Raw genomic sequence first — 20,886 nt, forward strand, 5'->3', positions numbered from 1 at the left:
GGCGTGAACGGGCGGGGGACAGTCGCCCCCAGGGCGTGTCCTGTGGATCATGGCGGTTGCCGGGTGCCTTGATCCACAGGACACGCCCTGAGGCGCGGTGCGTGCCCGCCGTCCGGCGGTACGGCGCTACGGGCGGTCCGCCGGGCCGCCGGACGCCGGTCCGGACCCATGGCCCGGCTTCGGGCCGGCCGCGGAGAGAGCCGCGGTGGCCGCCGGGGCCGGGCTGTTCGCCAGCTCCTGGCCGCGGAGCAGGAACCACGCCGCCACCGCGGCTGACAGCAGGACCACGGCGCCCACCCCGGCCGCGACGTCCACGCCCTGGACGAAGGAGTCCTGAGCGGCCTTCATCAGCGCGGCGCCCTGGTCGGCGGGGAGTTGGCCGGCCGTCTCGAAGGCGCCGCCGAGCGATTCACGGGCGGCGTCCGCGGTGGGTTCGGCCACCCCGGGGGGCGTGGCGAAGCCCCGGTAGATGCTGGTGACGATGGAGCCGAGCAGGGCGATGCCGAGGGCGGCGCCCAGTTCGTAGGCGGTCTCGGAGACGGCGGAGGCGGCGCCCGCCTCCTCCTTGGGGACGCTGGAGAGGATCACATCGGCGGTGACCGTGAACGAGAAGCCCGCGCCGACGCCGACGACGAAGAGGATCACGCACAGCGCCGCGGTGCCGGTGTCGCCGTGCAGGGTGGTGCAGCCGACGAGCGAGAGCCCGACCACCGCGAGGCCGCCGGCCACCACGATCCTGACCGACAGCCGCCGGGCGACCCAGCCGGCTGCCAGACCGGCGCCCACCGCGCCGACCGCGGCCGGGAGTTCGACGAGCCCCGCGTTCAGCGGCGAGCGCAGCTGCACCATCTGGAGGAACTGGGAGAGGAAGAAGACCAGCCCGGACAGTCCGAGGATGGTCAGCAGGTCGGCCAGCACCGCTCCGGAGAACCCGCGGTGATGAAAGAGCTTCATGTTCAGCAGCGGCGAGGGGAGGGTGAGCTGCCGCCGGACGAACACGAAGAGGGCGAGCACACCGATGACGGCCGTCAGCGCGATGTCCCAGCGGTAGCCGTGCACCGCCGCTTCCTTGATGGCGTAGACGACACAGACGATGCCCACCAGGGCCAGCAGGACACTGGGGATGTCCCAGGGGCCGGGGTCCGGGTTGCGCGACTCCGGGATGACCTTGGCGCCGACGGCCACCAGCAGCGCCATCACCGGCAGGTTGATCAGGAAGACCGATCCCCACCAGAAGTGCCCCAGCAGAAAGCCGCCCAGGACCGGCCCCACGGCCATACCCGCCGAGGCCATCGCGCCCCAGATGCCGACGGCCAGGCTGCGTTCCCTGGGATCGTGGAAGAGGTTGCGGATCAGCGCCAGGGTGGACGGCATCAGCGTCGCACCGGCCACGCCCTGAAGCGCACGGGCGAGGATCATCATCTCGGGCGTGGAGGCGTACGCGGCGAGCACCGACATCGCGCCGAAGCCGACGGAGCCGATCAGCAGCAGCTTCTTCCGGCCGATGCGGTCGCCGAGGCTGCCCATGGAGACCAGCAGGCCGGCGATGACGAAGGAGTAGATGTCACCGATCCACAGCAGCTGCGTCCCGGAGGGTTGGAGGTCTTCGCTGAGGAAGGGGGTGGCGAGGCCGAGGACCGTGGCGTCGACGCCGACCAGCAGCACGGCGAGGACGAGGACGGCGAGCGCGAGCCAGCGGCCCGGGCGGGGCTGGTCGTCCACATGGGCCGAACCGGCCGGTCCTGACGCTATGGTCTCGGTCATTTCTCCATGCTCCGTCGGATGCCGCCGAGCAGCAGCTCGGCGATCGAGTGGTTGAGGTCGTTGCGGGCGACGCGCCCTTCGTACACGGCCCAGGCGCCGGCGCCGATCAGGCCGTAGAAGGCCTCGGTGAGCCAGGCGGCGCTCAGATCGATCCGGAAGTCGCCCTCCTCCTGGCCGCGGCGGAAGAGGGCGGCGATGCGGGCGTCCAGCTCCGCCCAGCCGGCGTTGATCTCGCCGTCCTCGAAGAGCTGGTTCTCGGTGAAGAGGAAGGCGAGTACGGCGGCGACCGGTTCGGCTTCGGCGATCAGCCGGCGCAGCGCGTCGGCGGCGTCCCCCTCCTCCAGCCGCGCCGCGTCCATCGCCTGCACGAACTGCGCGATCCCGTACTCCTCCAGCGCCCTGATCAGGGCGTCCCGACCGGCGAAGTGCCGGTGCAGGGTCGCGCGGCTGATGCCCGCGGCGCGGGCGATCTCGTCCATCGGCGTCGACGCCCGCCGCGTGAGCAACGCGGCGGCTTCCTTGAGTACGCGTGCGCGATCCAGGGCCATGAGACATACATTAGCCGAATGAGACACCAATGTCTCATCGAACCCATGCATACGACGGCGGCCCGCCCCCGGTCTCTCCCGGGGGCGGGCCGCCGTCATGCATTTCTGCCCGGCTAGGGCAGCTCGGTGACCTTCTTGGCCGCCGCCCACTCCTGCTGCTTCACCAGATCGGTGCGGACCTCGGCGAGCTGGACCGCCACCGCCGAGGGCGCGGTACCGCCCCGGCCGCTGCGCGAGGCGAGGGCGCCGTGGACGTTCAGGACGCCGCGGACCTCGGGGGTCAGATGCGGCGAGATCTTGGCGAACTGCTCGTCGGTGAGCTGGTCCAGCTCGATGCCGAGCCCCTCGCACTCCTTGACGCACTCACCAGCGACCTCATGCGCCACCCGGAACGGCACACCCTGCTTGACCAGCCACTCCGCGATGTCGGTGGCCAGCGAGAAGCCGGCCGGAGCCAGCTCTTCCATGCGCTCGCGGTTGACGGTCAGCGTGGCCATCATGCCGGTGAACGCCGGGAGCAGCACCTCCAGTTGGTCGCAGGAGTCGAAGACCGGCTCCTTGTCCTCCTGGAGGTCACGGTTGTAGGCGAGCGGCAGCGCCTTGAGCGTCGCCATCAGACCGGTCAGATTGCCGATGAGGCGGCCCGACTTGCCCCGCGCCAGCTCGGCGATGTCCGGGTTCTTCTTCTGCGGCATGATCGACGAGCCGGTGGAGAAGGCGTCGTGGAGCGTGACGAAGGAGAACTCCTTCGTGTTCCAGATGATGATTTCCTCGGCGATCCGGGAGAGGTTCACCCCGATCATCGCGGTGATGAAGGCGAACTCCGCGACGAAGTCACGGGAGGCCGTGCCGTCGATGGAGTTGCCGGCCGAGCCGTGCTCGAAGCCGAGGTCCGCGGCGACCGCCTCCGGGTCGAGGCCGAGCGAGGAACCGGCCAGCGCGCCCGAGCCGTACGGGGAGACGGCGGTGCGCTCGTCCCACTGCCGCAGCCGCTCCGCGTCCCGGGACAGCGACTGCACATGCGCCAGCACATGGTGGGCGAAGAGCACCGGCTGGGCGTGCTGGAGGTGGGTGCGGCCCGGCATCGCGACGTCCGGGTGGGCCTCGGCGAGGCCGACCAGCGCCTCCTGGAGGTCGGCGATCAGCCCGCCGATGATCCGGGCGTGGTCGCGCAGATACATCCGGAAGAGCGTGGCGACCTGGTCGTTACGGGACCGGCCGGCCCGCAGCTTGCCGCCCAGGTCCGGGCCGAGCCGCTCCAGCAGCCCGCGCTCCAGGGCGGTGTGGACGTCCTCGTCGGCGATGGTGCCGGTGAACGAACCGTCGGCGACGTCCCGTTCGAGCTGGTCGAGACCGGCGGTCATCCGCTCCAGCTCGTCGGCGGTCAGCAGTCCGGCCTGGTGGAGCACCCGGGCGTGCGCACGGGAGCCGGCGATGTCGTAGGGGGCCAGCCGCCAGTCGAAGTGGACGGACGCCGACAGCTGGGCCAGCGCCTGGGCCGGGCCGTCGGCGAACCGGCCACCCCAGAGCCGGACGTCACCGCTGTTGCTGCTCACTGCTGCTCCTCAAGGCTGCTTCGGATGTGCCGCTCCCCCAAGGCCTTGAGGGCCAGGAGGTGTCCCCGCCCGCCGCGAGGGCGGGGAGGCGGTGTTCGTACGGGAGTAACGAGACGGGCTCAGGCCAGGTCGCGCTTGGCCGCAATCTTGCTCGACATGCCGAAGAGCTCGATGAAGCCCTTCGAGAGCGACTGGTCGAAGGTGTCGCCGGAGTCGTAGGTCGCGAGGTTGAAGTCGTACAGCGACTGGTCGGACTTCCGGCCGGTGACCACCGCGCGGCCGCCGTGCAGGGTCATCCGGATGTCGCCGCTGACCTGCTGGTTGGCCTCGTCGATGAAGCCGTCCAGGGCGCGCTTGAGCGGGGAGAACCACAGGCCGTCGTAGACCAGCTCGCCCCAGCGCTGCTCGACCTGCCGCTTGTAGCGGGCCAGTTCGCGCTCGACGGTGACGTTCTCCAGCTCCTGGTGTGCGGTGATCAGCGCGAGGGCGCCGGGCGCCTCGTACACCTCACGGGACTTGATGCCGACCAGCCGGTCCTCGACCATGTCGATCCGGCCGACGCCCTGGGCACCGGCCCGCTCGTTGAGCTGCTGGATCGCCTGGAGGACGGTGACGGGCCTGCCGTCGACGGCGACCGGGACGCCCTCCTCGAAGGAGATGATGACCTCGTCGGCCTCCCGCTGGGTGGCCGGGTTCTCCGTGTACTCGTACACGTCCTCGATCGGGGCGTTCCAGATGTCCTCCAGGAAGCCGGTCTCCACGGCCCGCCCGAAGACGTTCTGGTCGATGGAGTACGGCGACTTCTTGGTGGTCGCGATCGGCAGCTTCTTGTCCTCGCAGAACGCGATCGCCTTGTCCCGGGTCATCGCGTAGTCGCGGACCGGGGCGATGCACTTCAGGTCGGGGGCGAGCGAGGAGATACCGGCCTCGAAGCGGACCTGGTCGTTGCCCTTGCCGGTGCAGCCGTGGGCGACGGTGGTGGCGCCGTGCTTGTGGGCGGCGGCGACCAGGTGCTTGACGATGGCCGGCCTGGAGAGCGCGGAGACCAGCGGGTAGCGGTCCATGTACAGGGCATTGGCCTTGATCGCCGGGAGGCAGTACTCGTCGGCGAATTCGTCCTTGGCGTCCGCGACCTCGGCCTCGACCGCGCCACAGGCGAGCGCGCGCTTGCGGATGACCTCCAGGTCCTCGCCGCCCTGGCCGACGTCCACGGCAACGGCGATGACCTCGGCGCCCGTCTCCTCGGCGATCCAGCCGATGCAGACAGAGGTGTCCAGGCCCCCCGAGTAGGCGAGTACGACGCGCTCGGTCACGGCTTTCTCCTTACGATCCATGCGCTGATAGGTATAAGTATGCACTCCACCGTATGTTTCGTCAATGCGGTGAGGAATATGCGGCCCCGGGGCGGGCCGACGGCGCGGCACGGGCTCACAGCCCCTCCCGCAGCACCTCCGTCAGGACGGTCACATGGCTCGCCGACAGCTCCTTCGTCGCCGTCAGGAGCGTCAGCGGCCCCTCCTCGGCGAGCTCCCGCAGCCGCTCCAGCGCCCGCCGGGCCGTCCCCTCCGCCAGCTCCTCGCGATAGCGCTCGGCGAACCCCTCGAAGCGCTCCCCCTCGTGCCCGTACCAGCGCCGCAGCTCGGACGAGGGCGCCACGTCCTTGCACCACTCGGTCAGCTGCGCGTCCGCCTTGGACAGCCCGCGCGGCCAGAGCCGGTCGACCAGGACCCGCGCCCCGTCCGCCGGCTCCGGCGGCTCGTACACCCGGCGCGCACGGAGGGCATCACCTGCGGACATATCACCCATATTCCTATCGAACCATGAGAGCTCATCCCCTGCCGGGAGTCCGGAAAGGGCGCTGCGGGGGACCCGCTTTGGATTCATGGGCCGAGACAGGGTATTTTTCTTCTGCACGCCCCGGCCGGGACTTCTCCGGCCGGTATGAGCACCGGGACGTGGCGCAGCTTGGTAGCGCACTTGACTGGGGGTCAAGGGGTCGCAGGTTCAAATCCTGTCGTCCCGACGGTGTTTTTGCAGGTCAGAGGCCGCTTCCGAGATCTCGGAAGCGGCCTTTGCCGCGCCTTGGCCGCTCCCGTTCGGGGGCCTCGCCCCGGCCTGCCGGTGGGCGGACGCGGAGCGAGGCGTGAGCGGGGCCATGGAGCGGCCCGCGCGGCGTGGGCGGCTGCCCCCTACGACACCGGGTCCGCCACTTGGCGCGGGTGCGGTATCGCTATCTCCTCCGGCTTCTGGAGTGCCACGGTGCGCGCCGGGGAGGGAATCCTGATGCCCTCGGCCCGGTAGCGCTGGTGCAGGCGCTTGATGAACTCGTGCTTGATCCGGTACTGGTCGCTGAACTCGCCGACCCCGAGAATCACCGTGAAGCTGATCCGGGAGTCACCGAAGGTGTGGAAGCGCACGGCCGGTTCATGGTCGGGGTCACCGCCGTTGACGTCGGTCATCACGCTCTCGACCACCTCGGTGGTGACCCGCTCGACATGCTCCAGGTCGCTGTCGTAGCCGACCCCCACCTGCACCAGGATCGTCAGCTTCTGTTCCGGCCGGCTGAAGTTGGTCATGTTGGTGTCGGCCAGCTGGCGGTTGGAGATGATCACCAGGTTGTTGGAGAGCTGACGCACCACGGTGTTACGCCAGTTGACGTCGACGACATAGCCCTCCTCACCGCTGCTGAGCCGGATGTAGTCACCGGGCTGCACGGTCTTCGAGGCGAGGATGTGCACGCCGGCGAAGAGGTTGGCGAGGGTGTCCTGCAACGCCAGCGCGACCGCGAGACCACCCACGCCCAGCGCGGTCAGCAGCGGGGCGATGGAGATGCCCAGGGTCTGGAGCACGACGAGAAAGCCCATCGCCAGCACCACGATGCGCGTGATGTTGGCGAAGATGGTGGCCGATCCGGCCACGCCGGACCTGGACTGCGCCAGGGTCTTCACCAGACGGGTGATCACCCGGGCCGCGGTGAGCGTGACGACCAGGATGAGCAGTACGGTCAGCGTCCGGTTGACGGTGTGTCCGACCGTCTCCGTCAGCGGCAACGCCGCGGCCGCCGCCGCCAGACCGGCAGTGATCGCCGCCCACGGCACCACGGTCCGCAAGGCGTCGACGACGATGTCGTCCCCGCTCCACCGCGTCCTCAGCGCGTGCTTGCCCAGCCACCGCAGGGCCACCCGCAGCACCAGGCCGGCCGCGAGACCGGCGGCCAGCGCGACCCCGGCGACGATCATGTCGTGCAGCGTGAAAGCCCGGTTCACCGGCCGGCTCCCGGGGTCCGGGGGAACGGCTGCGCTATGAGCCGGATGTGATGTGTCGTCACCAAGTCACCTGCTTGTCTCTAAGGCTGCGAATGCGCCGGGACATCCGTGGACTCCCCGACGCGAACTGCCATCCTGCCGCATGCGGTTCGGCATGCGGCGGGGGGCTCGGAGGGGGATGTCCGCACGGCCGCCTCCCGGGGGAGACGGCCGTTTCAGGGAGTGCTGGTGTGACAGGTGAGCAGCGCGAAGGCGGGCCTTGCGCGCGCCTCGGTACGCCTCAGTGCGCCTTCTGCGCCAATCGCAGCAGATGGTCGGCGAGCGCCTGGCCGCCCGCCGGGTCGCGGCTGATGAGCATCAGGGTGTCGTCGCCCGCGATGGTGCCGAGGATGTCGTGGAGCTCGGCCTGGTCGATGGCCGAGGCCAGGAACTGGGCGGCGCCCGGCGGGGTGCGCAGGACAACGAGGTTGGCGGAGGCCTCGGCGGAGATGAGGAGTTCGCCGGAGAGGCGGCGCATCCGCTCCTCCTTGGCCGACTCGCCCAGCGGTGCCCGTGGCTTGCGGTCGCCGCCCTCGCTGGGCACCGCGTAGATCAGCTCACCACCGGTGTTGCGGATCTTGACCGCTCCCAGCTCGTCCAGATCGCGGGAGAGCGTCGCCTGGGTGACGGACAAGCCGTCGTCGGCGAGCAGCTTGGCGAGCTGGCTCTGGGAGCGGACCGGCAGCCGGTTGAGGATGTCCACGATCCGGCGGTGGCGGGCGGTGCGGGTCTGCGGTACGGCCTGGCCGCCGTTCTGCGCCTCGTTGTCCTGCGGCTCGTTGTCCTGCGGCTCGCTCATCGTTGTCGTCAGTCTCCGGCTCGTTGTTCCCCGTCGGCCCCTTGGCGGACCGTGTTCAGGACGCCGGGGAGCTTGTGGAGGAACACTTCCGCTTCGTCGTCGGAGACGATCAGCGGCGGGGCGAGCCGGATGACATCCGGCGCGACCGCGTTCACCAGGAGGCCCGCGTCCTGAGCCGCCTGCTGCACCTGCGGCGCGAGCGGCTCCGTCAAGACGATACCCAGGAGGAGGCCCGCACCGCGGACCTGGCTGATCAACGGGTGGCCCAGGGCCTCGGTTCCCTTCCTCAGCCGCTCGCCGACCCGCTCGACGTTCTCCAGGACGCCGTCCGCCTCGATGGTGTCCAGGACGGCGAGGGCGCCGGCGCAGACGACCGGGTTGCCGCTGAACGTCGAGCCGTGCGAACCGGGCGTGAGCAGCTCGGCGGCCCGGCCGAAGGCCAGCGTCGCACCGATCGGCAGACCGCCGCCCAGGCCCTTGGCGAGGGTGACGATGTCGGCCTCGACGCCCTGCGCCTGCGACTCCAGCCAGTGTCCGGTCCGGCCGATGCCGGTCTGGATCTCGTCGAGGACCAGCAGGGTGCCGGTGGCGGCGGTGATCTCGCGGGCGGCCCGGAGGTAGCCGGGCGGCGGGACGATGACGCCGTTCTCGCCCTGGACGGGCTCCAGGATGACGAAGGCGGTGTCGGTGGTGACCGCGGCGCGGAGGGCCTCGACGTCCCCGTACGGGACGTGGTCGACGTTGCCGGGCAGTGGTGCGAACGGCGCCTGCTTGGCGGGCTGGCCGGTGAGGGCGAGGGCGCCCATGGTGCGGCCGTGGAAGCCGCCGGCCGTGGAGACCATGTGGCGGCGCCCGGTCAGCCGGCCGATCTTGAAGGCGGCCTCATTGGCCTCGGCGCCGGAATTGGAGAAGTAGACCCGGCCGGGGCGCCCGGCCAGCGCAAGCAGGCGCTCGGCCAGGGCGACGGTGGGCTCGCTGACGAAGAAGTTCGAGACATGGCCGAGGGTGGCGACCTGGTCGGAGACGGCGCGGACCACGGCGGGGTGGGCATGGCCGAGGGCGTTGACCGCGATGCCGCCGAGGAAGTCGAGGTACTCGTTGCCGTCGGCGTCCCACACCTTGGCGCCCTCACCGCGGACGAGCGGGATACGGGGGGTGCCGAAGTTGTCCATCATGGCGCCCTGCCAGCGCCCGGTGAGGTCCTTGTTGGTCACCGGACCGTGGCCGTGTGCCGCGTCGCTCATGTCGCCCCCTCGATCGTGTTCGCGTCCGGCACGACCATCGTGCCGATTCCTTCGTCGGTGAAGATCTCCAGCAGGATCGAGTGCTGGACCCGCCCGTCGATGACCCGGGCCGTGTGGACGCCGTTGCGGACGGCGTGCAGACAGCCCTGCATCTTGGGGACCATGCCGCTGGCCAGGTCGGGCAGCAGCTTCTCCAGTTGGGTGGCGGTGAGGCGGGAGATCACCTCGTCGCTCTGCGGCCAGTCCTCGTAGAGGCCCTCGACGTCGGTGAGCACCATCAGCGTCTCGGCGCCGAGGGCCGCGGCCAGCGCGGCCGCTGCCGTGTCGGCGTTGACGTTGAAGACACCGGAGGCGTCATCCTCGTCGCTGCTGCGGGCGATCGAGGAGATGACCGGGATCCGGCCGTCGTCCAGGAGCGCCTGGACCGCGCCGGGGTCGATGGCGGTGATCTCGCCGACCCGGCCGATGTCCACCCGCTCGCCGTCGATATCGGCGTAGTGCTTGGTCGCGGCCATCAGATGGGCGTCCTCGCCGGTCATGCCGACGGCCAGCGGGCCGTGCTCGTTGAGCAGCCCGACCAGCTCACGCTGTACCTGGCCGGCCAGCACCATCCGCACGACGTTCATCGCCTCGGGGGTGGTGACCCGCAGGCCGCCCTTGAACTCCGACTCCAGGCCGAGCAGGTCCAGCTGGGCGCTGATCTGCGGGCCGCCGCCGTGCACGACGACGGGGCGCAGTCCGGCGTGCCGCAGGAAGACCACGTCCTGGGCGAAGGCCCGCTTGAGCTCCTCGTCGACCATGGCGTTGCCGCCGAACTTGATGACGACGGTCTTGCCGTGGTGCCGGGTCAGCCAGGGCAGCGCCTCGATCAGGATGCGGGCCTTGGGGAGCGCGGTGTGCTTACGGGCATTCATGCGTCGGCCTCACTTCTCCCCACGCTTCGCGCGGGAGGTACCCCCGGGCGGGCTGTGAGCACAGCACGCGCCTCTGAATGACTTGCTCGCTGCGCTGGTTCATGAGGAGTACGCGCTGTTCTCGTGGACGTAGTCGGCGGTCAGGTCGTTGGCCCAGATGACCGCGGACTCGGTGCCGGCGGCGAGGTCGGCGGTGATGCGTACCTCCCGGTAGCGCATGTCGACCAGTTCGCGGTCCTCCCCCACCGAGCCGTTCTTGCAGACCCAGATGTCGTTGATGGCGACGTTCAGCTGGTCGGGCTCGAAGACGGCGGAGGTGGTGCCGATGGCGGAGAGCACCCGGCCCCAGTTGGGGTCCTCGCCGTGGATGGCGCACTTGAGGAGGTTGTTGCGGGCGATGGAGCGGCCGACCTCGACCGCGTCGTCCTCGCTGGCCGCGCCCACGACCTCGATCCTGATGTCCTTGCTGGCGCCCTCGGCGTCCCCGATCAGCTGCCGTGCCAGGTCGTCGCAGACCGTGCGCACCGCCTCGGCGAACGCGGCGGTGTCCGGTACGACGCCGGAGGCGCCGGAGGCGAGCAGCAGCACCGTGTCGTTGGTCGACATACAGCCGTCGGAGTCGACCCGGTCGAAGGTGGTGCGGGTCGCGGCCCGCAGCGCCGTATCGAGGTCGGCGGCCGGTACATCGGCGTCGGTGGTCAGCACGACGAGCATCGTGGCCAGGCCCGGAGCGAGCATGCCGGCGCCCTTGGCCATCCCGCCGACGGTCCAGTTGTCCCGCGTGACGACCGCGGTCTTGTGCACGCTGTCGGTGGTCTTGATGGCGATGGCGGCCTTCTCGCCGCCGTGCCCGGTCAGTTCGGCAGCGGCGCGGTCGATGCCGGGCAGCAGCTTGTCCATCGGGAGCCGCAGACCGATCAGCCCGGTGGAGGCCACCGCCACCTCACCGGCGTTGTGGCCCAGCGCCTCGGCGGCCTTCTCGGCGGTGGCGTGGGTGTCCTGGAAGCCGAGCGGGCCCGTACAGGCGTTGGCGCCACCGGAGTTGAGGACGACGGCGGAGACCGTGCCGCCCTTGAGGACCTGCTCGGACCAGACGACCGGTGCGGCCTTGACGCGGTTGGAGGTGAAGACACCGGCGGCGGCCAGTCGGGGACCGTTGTTCACCACGAGGGCGAGGTCCGGGTTGCCGTTCTCCTTGATCCCGGCGGCGATGCCCGCGGCCGTGAACCCTTGTGCTGCCGTGACGCTCACTGCTTCTTCTCCTCCATCGCTTCGCCGGCCCCGCCGGTCACGCTGTGCTGCCCCGGGTCCGTCCGTGTCACGGAGCGACCCCGACCTTCGGAAGCCCGGTCTCCTCGGGGAGGCCCAGGGCGATGTTCATGCTCTGCACCGCGCCGCCCGCGGTCCCCTTGGTGAGGTTGTCGAGGGCGCTGATCGCGATGATCCGGCCGGCCGCCGCGTCGAAGGTCACCTGGATCTGTGCGGTGTTGGAGCCGTACACGGCGGCGGTCGACGGCCACTGGCCCTCGGGCAGCAGCTGGACGAACGGCTCGTCGGCCAGCGCCTTCTCGTACGCGGCCCGTACGGCGGCGGCGTCCACGCCGGGCTTCGCCTTCGCCGAGCAGGTGGCGAGGATGCCGCGCGACATGGGGGCCAGGGTCGGGGTGAAGGACACGCTGATCCGCTCGCCGGCCACCGCGCTCAGGTTCTGGATCATCTCGGGGGTGTGCCGGTGCCCGCCGCCGACGCCGTACGGGCTCATCGAGCCCATGACCTCGGAGCCCAGCAGATGCGGCTTGAGCGCCTTGCCGGCGCCGGAGGTGCCGGTGGCCGCGACGATCACCGCCTCGGGCTCGGCGAGCCGGTCCGCGTACGCGGGGAACAGGGCGAGCGAGACGGCCGTGGGGTAGCAGCCCGGGACCGCGATGCGCCGGGTCCCCTGGAGTGCGCCGCGGCCCCCGGGCAGCTCCGGGAGGCCGTACGGCCAGGTGCCCGCGTGCGCCGAGCCGTAGAACGTCTCCCAGTCGGCGGCGTCGCCGAGCCGGAAGTCGGCGCCGCAGTCCACGACGAGCACGTCGGGCCCTAGCTCCTCGGCGACCGCGGCGGACTGGCCGTGCGGCAGCGCGAGAAAGACGACGTCGTGCCCGGCCAGCACCTCCGCGGAGGTCGGCTGGAGCTCCCGGTCGGCCAGCGGCGCCAGATGCGGTTGCAGCGCACCCAGGCGCTGCCCGGCGTTGGAGTGCCCGGTCAGCGCGCCGATCTCCACCTCCGGGTGCTCCAGAAGCAGGCGCAGCACCTCACCACCCGCATACCCGCTCGCACCGGCCACTGCTGCTCGTACCGTCATGGACCTCTCCTCCTCGATGGCATGACTATACGGATAGCGGCAGTTTTATGCAATGACGCACAGGGGGCCTCGGCGCTTCAGCCGGCCCATGAGCGAATTCGTCGACCCGGGTGGCGCTAGCGGCCCGCCGGACAGGCGGGCGGACCGGGACCCGGCCGAGGTTGGCACTCGGTGTCGACCGGACCTCTTGTCCGCCTGGTGATCACGGGTTATGGTCCCCGGGCACGTATCGGGGATCATGGCAGGTGGGGGATATGGCAGACGATATCGACGCGGCTGTGACGGGCGCGGGCGCCGTCGGGCAGGCGATTGCGGCTGTGGCGCTGGTGGCGGCACTCGGTGTCGGTCTGTGGACGGTCGGGGAGTCGTCGTCGCCCCCGGACAGCGCCCCGTCGCCTGCCACGTGCTCGGGCGGGGAGCCCGAGAAGGCGGCGGGTGAGCCCGGAAAAGCGCCCCGGCAGGTATCCGGGGCGCAGCTGTGCAAGGCGTTGAACCGTCCCGACCTCGCTGAACTGCTCGGCACGCCGGGAGAGACCGCGAAGACCGCGGGCGGCAGCGGCAGCTCCACCAGGCTCGGCAACGGCAAGGAGATCGCCACTCCCTCGGCACAGGTCGAGTTCGGGACCTACACCGTGAGCCTGGCGGCCACCTACGACCGTCATCCGGTGGCCGGGTCCGCCGGACTTCTGGGGGAGGGCGCGCAGCAGCGGAAGGTGCTGGGCCGCCCGGCGGTCTTCTACGCGGACCGCACCATCAGCATCAGCTTCCGCCTCGACGGGAAGGACAGCGACAGCGGTCCCGGCGTGCCGGCCCGCACCCTCACCGTGGCCCGGGACGCGAATGACAGCGGCGGCTCCTTCGAGGTGTCCCTGTGGCGCACGGACGGCGGGGTGCCGGACGACGCGGTGCTGCTCCGCGTCGCCGAGAAGGTGCTGCCGACGGTCCCGTGGTGGGCTGCCGGCGCCTGACGGCCGGGGCCGGGCTGCGTGCTGGAGGGTGCCGGCATGGCGGCACGGCGGCGGGCGGCTCCGCCGGCCGGTCGGCCGGGCTTCGCGAGAAGCGAAGGGCCGCATCCGCGCGAGGCCTCCCCCGCGGCCGGCCTCGGCCGACGCTGTGCACGCCGTGCGGGGCCCGCCCGGAGGAGCTCGCCTCATTCGGCGGCGGTGGGCTCGCGCGCCGTGCCGGACCGCAGTGTCGTTGACACCGGGTGCGTGCCGGTGCTCAGGGCATGGCGGCATCAGGCGCTCAGCCAGGAAATGGACCGGGCATGCTCATATCTGGATTCCCAGCGGGCCGTCAGCGTTTTGCCGCGGCCCTCGCCGCGTCGCTGATCAGCTCGACGGTGTTCAGCGTGCCGGATCTCGCTCCGGCCGCCACCCGGTCGCCGTCGGTGCCCGCCCCGCAGCTGGGCTGGAGTCCCTGCGGCCAGGACAGAGAGTTCGACTGCACCGCGAAGGTCCCGCTGGACTACCGCAGCCCTGGTGGTCGCACCATCGAGCTGGCAGTCGTCAAACGGAAGGCGACCGGCACCGGACACCGCATCGGCACCCTGTTCTTCAGCCCCGGCGGCCCCGGCGGGCCCGGGACGGTGCAGATGCCGCAGGTGTACGAGCACATCCCGCAGCAGGTACGGGAGCGGTTCGACGTCGTCAGCTGGGACCCTCGGGGAATCGGCAACAGCACCGCGGTGAACTGCTTCGACAGCCCCGAGGAGGCCGACGCCTGGACCGCCGGCAGACCGGCCGGCTTCCCGGTGGGCGAACAGCAACGGATGACGTGGATCGCTGCCTACCGAGATCTGGCCCGGCGCTGCCACCGGCATGACCCCGAGCTTCTGCGCCATGTGTCGACCGCCGACACCGCACTCGACCTCGACCAGCTCCGCCGGGCCGTGGGCGACCCGCAACTCACCTGTCTCGGCGTCTCCTACGGCTCGTTCCTGGGCTCCACCTACGCCAACCTCCTCCCCGGCAAGGTCCGCGCCATGGTCCTCGACAGCAACGTCGACCCGCAGGCCTGGACGAACCACGCCTAAACGACATGCCAACAGGACACGCCCCCCTTCGCCGCCACCAGGCCACAGGGCGGCGTCGCCACCGGCGGCGGGGCGACGGCCGGCATCGCCTCCTGAGCCCGGTACCGAGTCCGGTACGGGCAAGGCCGGCACCAATACGGGCAAGGCCGGCACGAAAAGGATGTGGGGCCGGCACGCAAAAGATGCTGCGGCCGGCCCTCGCCTCATCGGGCGAAGACCGGCCACAGCATCCAGGGAGCGGGCAGCTGTGTGCGGGCGCCGCTCAGCGGTCCGTGGTGCAAAGCCGCCGGGGGCGGCAGGTCAGGAGCGCGGTCAGCCGGTCTGCTCGTCCCGGGCCGCCTTCTTCTCCTTGATGCGCGCGGCTTCCTTGCGGACCTCGGCCTGGGTGGCGCGTTCCTGCTGGAGCCACTCGGGACTTTCCTGCTTCAGCGCGTCGATCTGCTCCGTGGTGAGGGGCGCGGTGACCCCGCCGCGTGCGAGGCCCGAGATGGAGATGCCCAGCTTCGCCGCGACCACCGGCCGGGGGTGCGGGCCGTTGCGTCGCAGCTCCTGGAGCCACTGGGGCGGATCGGCCTGGAGCGCGTTCAACTCGGTGCGCGAGACGACACCCTCCTGGAACTCGGCGGGGGTGGCCTCGAGGTACACACCCAGCTTCTTCGCCGCGGTTGCGGGCTTCATCGTCTGGGTGGTCTGGTGCGACGTCATGTGTCAAGGGTATCGAGCATGTGCGCTACTGCCGACCACGACCGGTAACCTGGCGGAGTGACTGGCTCGGAAGAATCCCCTGCGTTCCGGCTCGCGTACGTCCCGGGGGTGACGCCCACGAAGTGGGTGCGGATCTGGAACGAGCGGCTGCCCGACGTCCCGCTGACCCTTGTGCCGGTGGCCGCCGCCGACGCCTTCGGCCTGCTGCGGGACGGCGGCGCCGACGCGGGTTTCGTGCGGTTGCCGGTCGACCGGGAGGATCTCAGCGCGATCCCGCTCTACACCGAGACGACGGTGGTCGTGATCCCCAAGGACCACCTCATGACGGCGGTCGACGAGGTGTCCGCGGAGGATCTGGCCGACGAGCTCGTGCTGCACCCCCTCGACGACACCCTCGACTGGGAGCGTCCTTGGGGGCGGCCCGCGATCGAGCGCCCCGCCACCACCCTGGACGCCGTCGAACTGGTCGCGGCCGGCGTGGGTCTCCTCGTCGTCCCGCAGTCCCTCGCCCGTCTGCACCACCGCAAGGACCTCACGTACCGGCCGGTCGCGGACGCCCCCGCGTCACGCGTCGCGCTGTCGTGGCCGCAGGACGAGACCACCGACCTGGTCGAGGACTTCATCGGGATCGTCCGCGGGCGGACCGTCAACAGCTCACGGGGGCGCCGCCCGTCCCCGGCCCCGGCCCAGCCGAAGGCCAAGCGTCCCGAGACGGGCAGCGCCCGGCGGAAGACCGCGGCCGGCAAGCCGTCCGGCACCGGCTCACGGAGCGGTTCCGGCGGCCGGAGCGGTTCCGGCGGCGGCGCCAGGGGCGGCAAGCGGGGCAAGCCTCGCCGCCGTTCGTAGCTCCGCCCCTGTTGTTCGTGGCTCCCCGCCCGCACCGCTGTTCGCAGCTCCCCCGCCGCCGTTTGCGACACCCGGCACCCGGCGCCGCTGCCCGCGCGCCCGTCGCACCCGGGCACGGCAGCGCCGCCCCGGGTCGAGGGCGGCGTGTCGCTGTCGCTCGTCAGGCGTGCTGCGGAACCTCGTCCTTCATCGACGACCTGATCTGTTCGCGCAGCTCCGGGCTGTCCGCGTGCCCGTGCACGGATACCGCGTGCTCGCTGGCGGCGCGGACCACTTCCTCCTCCTCGCCGGAGATGACGAGGGTGCAGTTCATCTCGCTCGGGTGATCCCGGCAGTCGATCTTCTTGCGCATGGGGCACCTCCTCCACTCCCAGTCTCGCCCGGTGCCGCCGGCCGCCGTATACGGCGAATCCCGTATGGCGCGCGGGGTGGACGGCCTGCTGGAGTGAGAGAGGACGAGGAGGTGACAGCCATGACGACCTCCGCCGGTGTGACACCCGGCGCCTCGGTGGACGAGGAACGGGTGCAGCGGTTCCTGGAGAAAGTGATCACCGACACCGGCGCCGCGGTCGCCGGTCTGTGCACCTCGCTCGGCGATCGCCTCGGTCTGTACACGGCCATGGCCGGCGCCGGTCCGCTCACCTCCGCACAGCTCGCCGCCCGTACGGGACTGGTCGAGCGCTATGTGCGCGAATGGCTGGCCGCCCAGGTCGCCGGGGAGTACATCAGCTACGCGCCCGGCACCGACACCTACCGCCTGCCCGACGAGCACGCCGCCGTCCTGGCCGACCCGGATCTGCCGACGTACGCGGCGGGCTTCTCCACGCTGCTCCAGGCGATCTACGCCACCGAGGACACCCTCCTGGAGGCCTTCCGCACCGGCGAGGGCGTCGGCTGGGAGGAACACGGCCCTGCGCTGTTCGCCGGCACCGCGAAGTTCTTCCGCCCCGGCTACGCGGCCTCACTGGTACCGGAGTGGCTGACCTCGCTGGACGGCGTGGTGGAGAAGCTGGAGCGCGGTGCCCGTGTCGCGGACGTGGGATGCGGCTACGGCTACTCCACGACGCTGATGGCGCAGGCCTTCCCGCGGTCACACTTCGACGGCTTCGACTTCCACGGCCCGTCCATCGAAGCGGCCCGCGGCCTCGTGGCCGAGCAGGGACTGGACGACCGGGTCAGCTTCGAGGTCGCCACCGCCCAGGACTTCCCCGGCGAGGACTTCGACCTGATCACGTTCTTCGACTGCCTGCACGACATCGGAGATCCGGGCGGCGCGCTGCACCACGCCGAGCACGCACTGGCCGACGGCGGAACCTGCATGGTCGTCGAGCCGAACACCTCGGCCAACGCGCAGGAGAACGCCAACCCCATCGGCCGGGCGCTGACCGCCGCCTCGGGCGCCGTCTGCCTGCCGTCCGCGCTCGCCCAGCACGGACCGCAGGCACTGGGAAACCACGCGGGTGAGGAGGCGATGCGGCAGATCGCCGACGAAGCCGGACTCCACCACTGGCGACTGGCCGCGGAGAGCCCCGTCAACCGCGTCTATGCCGTCGGGCGCTGAGGCGCCTGACGCGCCCGGCCGGTCTTCCCCCGGCCGGCCGGGTGGCCCTCGCTTGACGGGCCCCTGCCCCCTCGGCACGCTGGAAACATGAGCACGGCCGCGGAGGCCGGCCTGCGGCGCATTCTCGCCGTCGTGGACCTTCTGATCGATGCCGTCGACGAGGAGACCCTGGTTCCGGCACTGCTCCCGCTGCTGCTCGGCGCCGTTCCCGGCGACAGCATCATCTGGTCCCCCCGCGCCGGCTCCGCCGAGCGGCCGCTCACCCTGCCCGCCGGTCTGCTGACCCCGGACGTACGGGACGCGTTCGCGCGCGAGTCGGCGGCGGACTCCCTGGTCACCCACACCACCCTCGGGCCCGGCACCCCGATGCGCCGCTCGACCCTCCAGACCTGCAGCGAATTCCATGCCCTCGCCGCCTACCGCGACGTCTACCACCCGTTGGAGGCCGAGCAGCAGCTCGCGATGTCGTTCCCCGCGGGCTACGCCGGCGGTGTACCGCGGAAGGTGTGTGTGGCGATCAGCCGCAGCGGCAGCGACTTCTCCGACGACGATGTGGCGGCCGCCGCCCTGCTGCGCACCCGGCTCAGCCGCGTCCTCAACCGGCTCGCCCCGCCGACGACGTCTCCGCCCTCCCCCGTCACCCGCCGCGAATCCGCCGTACTCACCCTGCTCGCCCGCGGCCTGACGAACCAGCAGATCGCGCACCGGCTGGCGATCAGCCCGCGCACCGTCGACAAGCATCTGGAGCACGCCTACGCGAAGCTGCGGGTGGGCGGCCGGGTCGAGGCGGCGAACGCGTGGCTGACCCGTGGTCGGACGGCGGTACGGAGCGCGCTGTGAGGACGGCAGGGAGCGCGCCGTAGGGCCCCTTCCGGCGCGCCTCGTTCACCGCGGCTCAGTCGTCGAGCCTCTCCGGGTCGGCGGCCATCGACTCCCAGAACTCGGCATGGGCCCGCTCGTGCAGCACACCCAGCCGCAGCACCCGTGCGCGCGAGCGCTGCCGGGAGTCCTCCGACGGATCGAGCGCGGCGCGCAGCGACGCATAGTGGGCGAGCAAGGTGCGGTGCCGCTCCGCCTGTTGTGTGGCGAGGGCGACGATGTCGGAGGGGTCGCCGAGGTCGGCGAAGAAGAGCTTCAGCTGCGCCGGGTCGCGGGTTTCCGCCTCGACCGTGTCCGGGTCGGCCAGCCAGCGCTCCAGTGCGGCGCGGCCGGCGTCGGTGAGGTGGAAGATCCGCCGGCGGCGGCCCGCCGTCTCGGTCTCTTCCCGCAGCAGCCCGGCCCGTGCCAGCTCCGGCGGGATCCGGTACAGCTGCGCATGGAGGATCGGCCAGAAGGGCTGGATGTCGTCCTCGACCCGTGCCTTGAGCTCGTACGGCGTCATCGGCCCGTGCCGGGCGACCAGACCGAGCACGACGTATCTCGCCGGGCTGTACTCCGCCATCGCCGCCCCTCACTCCCCTTGACACCCTCTCAATGAGACCATAGCTTCCCTCCCGTTGAGACGATATCAATGAGATGGTTCGACGAACTGCGGACCGTCGACCGGACGGGGAGGCGAAGTGGTTGTGAAAGACGGAAGCACTGCAGGAGATCTTTGGGCGACGGGAGAGGCGGGCGAGGCGGCAGGGGCGAGGTCTGCGGCGGGCGTCGAGGGTGTGCCCCCGTACGTCCATCCGGAACTGGCCGGTGTCCTGGCCGCGCTGCCGGAGCGGCCGGAGAATCCGTACACCGACATCGAGGCGACCCGCGCCTCCTTCCGGGCGCTGATGACACCGCGGATGCCCGTACACGACCCCCGGGTCGGCATCCGGCACCTGTCCGTCCCCGGGCCGGACGGCAACAGCATCGACGTGCAGGTACTGCGCCCCGCCGGGGCCGAGGGCCTCCTGCCGGGGGTGCTCTACCTCCACGGGGGCGGCTTCGCGTACGGGGAGCTGGACGGGCCCAGCCCGATGGCACGGGACGTCTGTGCCGACGCAGGTGCGGTCGTGGTCAATGTGCACTACCGGCTGGCGCCCGAGCACCGGTACCCCGCGGGCGTCGAGGACTGCTACGCCGTCCTGGAGTGGATGGCCGCTGCCGCCGGTGAACTCGGCCTCGACGCCGGGCGGATCGCCGTCACCGGAGCGTCCGCGGGCGGCGGTCTGAGCGCCGCCCTGTGCCTGCTGGCCCGCGACCGCCGGGGCCCGCGGATCGCCTTCCAGAGCCTGCTCGTCCCCTGTCTCGACGACCGGGGCGGCAGCGCCTCCCTGCGGCGCGTCACGGACCGGCGCATCGTCAACGGCGACGGCATCCGGCACACCTGGGACACCTACCTGGGCCCCGGCCGGGGCGCCGAGGTCCCCGCGTACGCGGCGCCCGCCCGCGCCACCGACCTCTCGGGCCTCCCGCCCGCCTACCTCCTCACCTGCGGCCTCGACCCCCTGCGGGACGAAGGGCTCGACTACGCCCGCCGCCTGATGGAGGCGCAGGTGGCCGTCGAGGTCAGGGACGTCCCCGGCGCCTGGCACTTCTTCGAGGCGTACGCCCCGCACAGCGCACTGGCGCGGCGGACCACCTCGCACTGGCTGGGCGCGTTGCGCACGGCGCTGAGGGAGGGATGCGGGTAACGGAGGCCGCGGGGAGCGGAGGGATGCGGGTAACGGAGGGCCGCGGGGAGCGCAGGGCCGGGGGGGGAACGGAGGGCCGCGGGGAGTTGTCCCGACCGCGGCCCGGGCCGATGAGTTTCCGTGCCCGCCGGCGTCCACCCCTTGCACAGAGATTCCGGGCGCCGCGGCGCCGTCCGACGGGAGGACCCCTCATGACCACCGATATCGCACGCACAGCGGACGAGAAACAGATCCGGGAGCTGCTGGAGGACCGGGCGGCCGCGACGACGGAGCGGGACGCACGACGGTTCCTCTCCTCCTGCGCGCCGGACCTGGTGGACTTCAGCCTCGCTCCCCCGCTCCAGTACAAGGGGCCGGAGGCGCTGGACCAGCAGGCCGTCGAGGCCTGGTACGCGACCTGGAACGGACCGATCGAGGTGTCGCTGACCCAGGTAGAGATCACGGTCGGCGACGATGTCGCCTTCAGCCACAGCATCAACCGGATGCACGGAACGAAGAGCGACGGCTTCGAGGTGGAGCTGTGGAGCCGGGCCACCGTCGGCCTCCGCAAGATCGACGGAGCCTGGACGATCACGCATACGCACAGCTCGGTGCCGTTCCTGATGGACGGGTCGGGGCGGGCCGCCCTGGACCTGAAGCCGTAGCACGCCGGG

Annotated in this window: 21 protein-coding genes and 1 tRNA gene; 8 read left to right on the forward strand and 14 right to left on the reverse strand. The window is 71.4% G+C overall.

What is annotated here, in order from left to right; all coding sequences use genetic code 11:
• Window positions 1–126: 126 nt before the first annotated feature.
• The 5 genes from K7C20_RS06635 to K7C20_RS06655 all read right to left on the reverse strand — a co-directional run bounded on the left by K7C20_RS06635 (window position 127) and on the right by K7C20_RS06655 (window position 5,674).
• Complete coding sequence (locus K7C20_RS06635; protein ID WP_053208456.1) at window positions 127–1,764, reverse strand: MFS transporter; 1,638 nt, start codon at window positions 1,762–1,764, stop codon at window positions 127–129.
• Complete coding sequence (locus K7C20_RS06640; protein WP_030083063.1) at window positions 1,761–2,312, reverse strand: TetR/AcrR family transcriptional regulator; 552 nt, start codon at window positions 2,310–2,312, stop codon at window positions 1,761–1,763. Before K7C20_RS06640 ends, K7C20_RS06635 begins: the two co-directional genes overlap by 4 nt.
• A 113-nt stretch (window positions 2,313–2,425) precedes the next feature.
• Complete coding sequence (gene argH, locus K7C20_RS06645) at window positions 2,426–3,868, reverse strand: argininosuccinate lyase (protein WP_030083065.1); 1,443 nt, start codon at window positions 3,866–3,868, stop codon at window positions 2,426–2,428.
• 119 nt (window positions 3,869–3,987) lie between these two features.
• A complete protein-coding gene (locus K7C20_RS06650; protein WP_030083067.1) occupies window positions 3,988–5,181 on the reverse strand; it encodes an argininosuccinate synthase in 1,194 nt (397 codons plus the stop codon).
• A gap of 115 nt (window positions 5,182–5,296) precedes the next feature.
• Complete coding sequence (locus K7C20_RS06655) at window positions 5,297–5,674, reverse strand: DUF488 domain-containing protein (RefSeq protein ID WP_053208457.1); 378 nt, start codon at window positions 5,672–5,674, stop codon at window positions 5,297–5,299.
• A 143-nt stretch (window positions 5,675–5,817) separates the two neighbouring features.
• On the opposite strand from K7C20_RS06655, the gene K7C20_RS06660 reads away from it, so the two are divergent.
• Window positions 5,818–5,891 (forward strand) — tRNA-Pro (locus tag K7C20_RS06660).
• Window positions 5,892–6,057: 166 nt separating this feature from the next.
• Here the strand turns inward: K7C20_RS06660 and K7C20_RS06665 are convergent.
• From K7C20_RS06665 to argC, 6 genes are all read right to left on the reverse strand, one after another.
• The gene (locus K7C20_RS06665; RefSeq protein ID WP_030083069.1) at window positions 6,058–7,134 is read right to left on the reverse strand and encodes a mechanosensitive ion channel family protein; all 1,077 of its coding nucleotides are present in this window, start codon (window positions 7,132–7,134) and stop codon (window positions 6,058–6,060) included.
• Window positions 7,135–7,414: 280 nt separating this feature from the next.
• Entirely contained in the window at window positions 7,415–7,972 is a 558-nt protein-coding gene (locus K7C20_RS06670; protein ID WP_030987163.1) for an arginine repressor, read from the reverse strand.
• Window positions 7,973–7,980: 8 nt separating this feature from the next.
• Entirely contained in the window at window positions 7,981–9,216 is a 1,236-nt protein-coding gene (locus tag K7C20_RS06675; RefSeq protein WP_053208458.1) for an acetylornithine transaminase, read from the reverse strand.
• Window positions 9,213–10,130, reverse strand: a complete 918-nt coding sequence (argB, locus tag K7C20_RS06680) for an acetylglutamate kinase (protein WP_030083075.1) — start codon at window positions 10,128–10,130, stop codon at window positions 9,213–9,215. Before argB ends, K7C20_RS06675 begins: the two co-directional genes overlap by 4 nt.
• A 99-nt stretch (window positions 10,131–10,229) precedes the next feature.
• Window positions 10,230–11,381, reverse strand: coding sequence for a bifunctional glutamate N-acetyltransferase/amino-acid acetyltransferase ArgJ (gene argJ / locus K7C20_RS06685; RefSeq protein WP_030083077.1), 1,152 nt, complete (start codon window positions 11,379–11,381; stop codon window positions 10,230–10,232).
• Window positions 11,382–11,448: 67 nt separating this feature from the next.
• Window positions 11,449–12,477 (reverse strand): N-acetyl-gamma-glutamyl-phosphate reductase, encoded by a 1,029-nt coding sequence (gene argC, locus K7C20_RS06690; RefSeq protein WP_030083079.1) that lies wholly within the window; start codon window positions 12,475–12,477, stop codon window positions 11,449–11,451.
• 254 nt (window positions 12,478–12,731) lie between these two features.
• Between argC and K7C20_RS06695 the strand changes: the two genes are divergently transcribed.
• Together K7C20_RS06695 and K7C20_RS06700 are read left to right on the forward strand one after the other, a co-directional pair.
• Complete coding sequence (locus K7C20_RS06695) at window positions 12,732–13,445, forward strand: DUF6215 domain-containing protein (RefSeq protein WP_053208459.1); 714 nt, start codon at window positions 12,732–12,734, stop codon at window positions 13,443–13,445.
• 299 nt (window positions 13,446–13,744) lie between these two features.
• Window positions 13,745–14,512 (forward strand): alpha/beta fold hydrolase, encoded by a 768-nt coding sequence (locus K7C20_RS06700; protein WP_030083081.1) that lies wholly within the window; start codon window positions 13,745–13,747, stop codon window positions 14,510–14,512.
• A gap of 312 nt (window positions 14,513–14,824) precedes the next feature.
• Here the strand turns inward: K7C20_RS06700 and K7C20_RS06705 are convergent, their stop codons facing one another.
• Window positions 14,825–15,217: a DUF5997 family protein gene (locus K7C20_RS06705; RefSeq protein ID WP_030083083.1), complete on the reverse strand. Its 393-nt coding sequence runs from the start codon at window positions 15,215–15,217 to the stop codon at window positions 14,825–14,827.
• 57 nt (window positions 15,218–15,274) lie between these two features.
• On the opposite strand from K7C20_RS06705, the gene K7C20_RS06710 reads away from it, so the two are divergent.
• Entirely contained in the window at window positions 15,275–16,063 is a 789-nt protein-coding gene (locus K7C20_RS06710; protein WP_053208460.1) for a LysR family substrate-binding domain-containing protein, read from the forward strand.
• A 160-nt stretch (window positions 16,064–16,223) separates the two neighbouring features.
• On the opposite strand, the gene K7C20_RS06715 is transcribed toward K7C20_RS06710, so the two are convergent.
• A complete protein-coding gene (locus K7C20_RS06715) occupies window positions 16,224–16,415 on the reverse strand; it encodes a DUF1059 domain-containing protein (protein ID WP_030083087.1) in 192 nt (63 codons plus the stop codon).
• A gap of 120 nt (window positions 16,416–16,535) precedes the next feature.
• On the opposite strand from K7C20_RS06715, the gene K7C20_RS06720 reads away from it, so the two are divergent.
• Together K7C20_RS06720 and K7C20_RS06725 are read left to right on the forward strand one after the other, a co-directional pair.
• Window positions 16,536–17,624 (forward strand): class I SAM-dependent methyltransferase, encoded by a 1,089-nt coding sequence (locus K7C20_RS06720; RefSeq protein WP_030083089.1) that lies wholly within the window; start codon window positions 16,536–16,538, stop codon window positions 17,622–17,624.
• A gap of 87 nt (window positions 17,625–17,711) precedes the next feature.
• Window positions 17,712–18,464: a helix-turn-helix transcriptional regulator gene (locus tag K7C20_RS06725; RefSeq protein WP_053208461.1), complete on the forward strand. Its 753-nt coding sequence runs from the start codon at window positions 17,712–17,714 to the stop codon at window positions 18,462–18,464.
• A gap of 55 nt (window positions 18,465–18,519) precedes the next feature.
• Here K7C20_RS06725 and K7C20_RS06730 read toward each other — a convergent pair whose 3' ends face one another.
• Window positions 18,520–19,065 (reverse strand): PadR family transcriptional regulator, encoded by a 546-nt coding sequence (locus tag K7C20_RS06730; RefSeq protein ID WP_053208462.1) that lies wholly within the window; start codon window positions 19,063–19,065, stop codon window positions 18,520–18,522.
• Between the two features lie 214 nt (window positions 19,066–19,279).
• Here K7C20_RS06730 and K7C20_RS06735 point away from each other — a divergent pair, with 214 nt between their 5' ends.
• Both K7C20_RS06735 and K7C20_RS06740 read left to right on the forward strand, forming a co-directional pair.
• Complete coding sequence (locus K7C20_RS06735; protein ID WP_053208463.1) at window positions 19,280–20,233, forward strand: alpha/beta hydrolase; 954 nt, start codon at window positions 19,280–19,282, stop codon at window positions 20,231–20,233.
• 191 nt (window positions 20,234–20,424) lie between these two features.
• The gene (locus K7C20_RS06740) at window positions 20,425–20,877 is read left to right on the forward strand and encodes a YybH family protein (RefSeq protein ID WP_030083103.1); all 453 of its coding nucleotides are present in this window, start codon (window positions 20,425–20,427) and stop codon (window positions 20,875–20,877) included.
• Window positions 20,878–20,886: the final 9 nt, after the last annotated feature.

This window comes from Streptomyces decoyicus (genome assembly GCF_019880305.1).
In the GTDB taxonomy this organism is placed as follows: Bacteria; Actinomycetota; Actinomycetes; order Streptomycetales; family Streptomycetaceae; genus Streptomyces; species Streptomyces decoyicus.

Coding starts and splice junctions, on each gene's coding strand:
- K7C20_RS06635 (WP_053208456.1), bottom strand. CDS start 1,764: ATGACCGAGACCATAGCGTCAGGACCGGCCGGTTCGGCCCATGTGGAC.
- K7C20_RS06640 (WP_030083063.1), bottom strand. CDS start 2,312: ATGGCCCTGGATCGCGCACGCGTACTCAAGGAAGCCGCCGCGTTGCTC.
- K7C20_RS06655 (WP_053208457.1), bottom strand. CDS start 5,674: ATGGGTGATATGTCCGCAGGTGATGCCCTCCGTGCGCGCCGGGTGTAC.
- K7C20_RS06670 (WP_030987163.1), bottom strand. CDS start 7,972: ATGAGCGAGCCGCAGGACAACGAGCCGCAGGACAACGAGGCGCAGAAC.
- K7C20_RS06675 (WP_053208458.1), bottom strand. CDS start 9,216: ATGAGCGACGCGGCACACGGCCACGGTCCGGTGACCAACAAGGACCTC.
- argB (WP_030083075.1), bottom strand. CDS start 10,130: ATGAATGCCCGTAAGCACACCGCGCTCCCCAAGGCCCGCATCCTGATC.
- argC (WP_030083079.1), bottom strand. CDS start 12,477: ATGACGGTACGAGCAGCAGTGGCCGGTGCGAGCGGGTATGCGGGTGGT.
- K7C20_RS06695 (WP_053208459.1), top strand. CDS start 12,732: ATGGCAGACGATATCGACGCGGCTGTGACGGGCGCGGGCGCCGTCGGG.
- K7C20_RS06700 (WP_030083081.1), top strand. CDS start 13,745: ATGCTCATATCTGGATTCCCAGCGGGCCGTCAGCGTTTTGCCGCGGCC.
- K7C20_RS06705 (WP_030083083.1), bottom strand. CDS start 15,217: ATGACGTCGCACCAGACCACCCAGACGATGAAGCCCGCAACCGCGGCG.
- K7C20_RS06715 (WP_030083087.1), bottom strand. CDS start 16,415: ATGCGCAAGAAGATCGACTGCCGGGATCACCCGAGCGAGATGAACTGC.
- K7C20_RS06720 (WP_030083089.1), top strand. CDS start 16,536: ATGACGACCTCCGCCGGTGTGACACCCGGCGCCTCGGTGGACGAGGAA.
- K7C20_RS06725 (WP_053208461.1), top strand. CDS start 17,712: ATGAGCACGGCCGCGGAGGCCGGCCTGCGGCGCATTCTCGCCGTCGTG.
- K7C20_RS06730 (WP_053208462.1), bottom strand. CDS start 19,065: ATGGCGGAGTACAGCCCGGCGAGATACGTCGTGCTCGGTCTGGTCGCC.
- K7C20_RS06740 (WP_030083103.1), top strand. CDS start 20,425: ATGACCACCGATATCGCACGCACAGCGGACGAGAAACAGATCCGGGAG.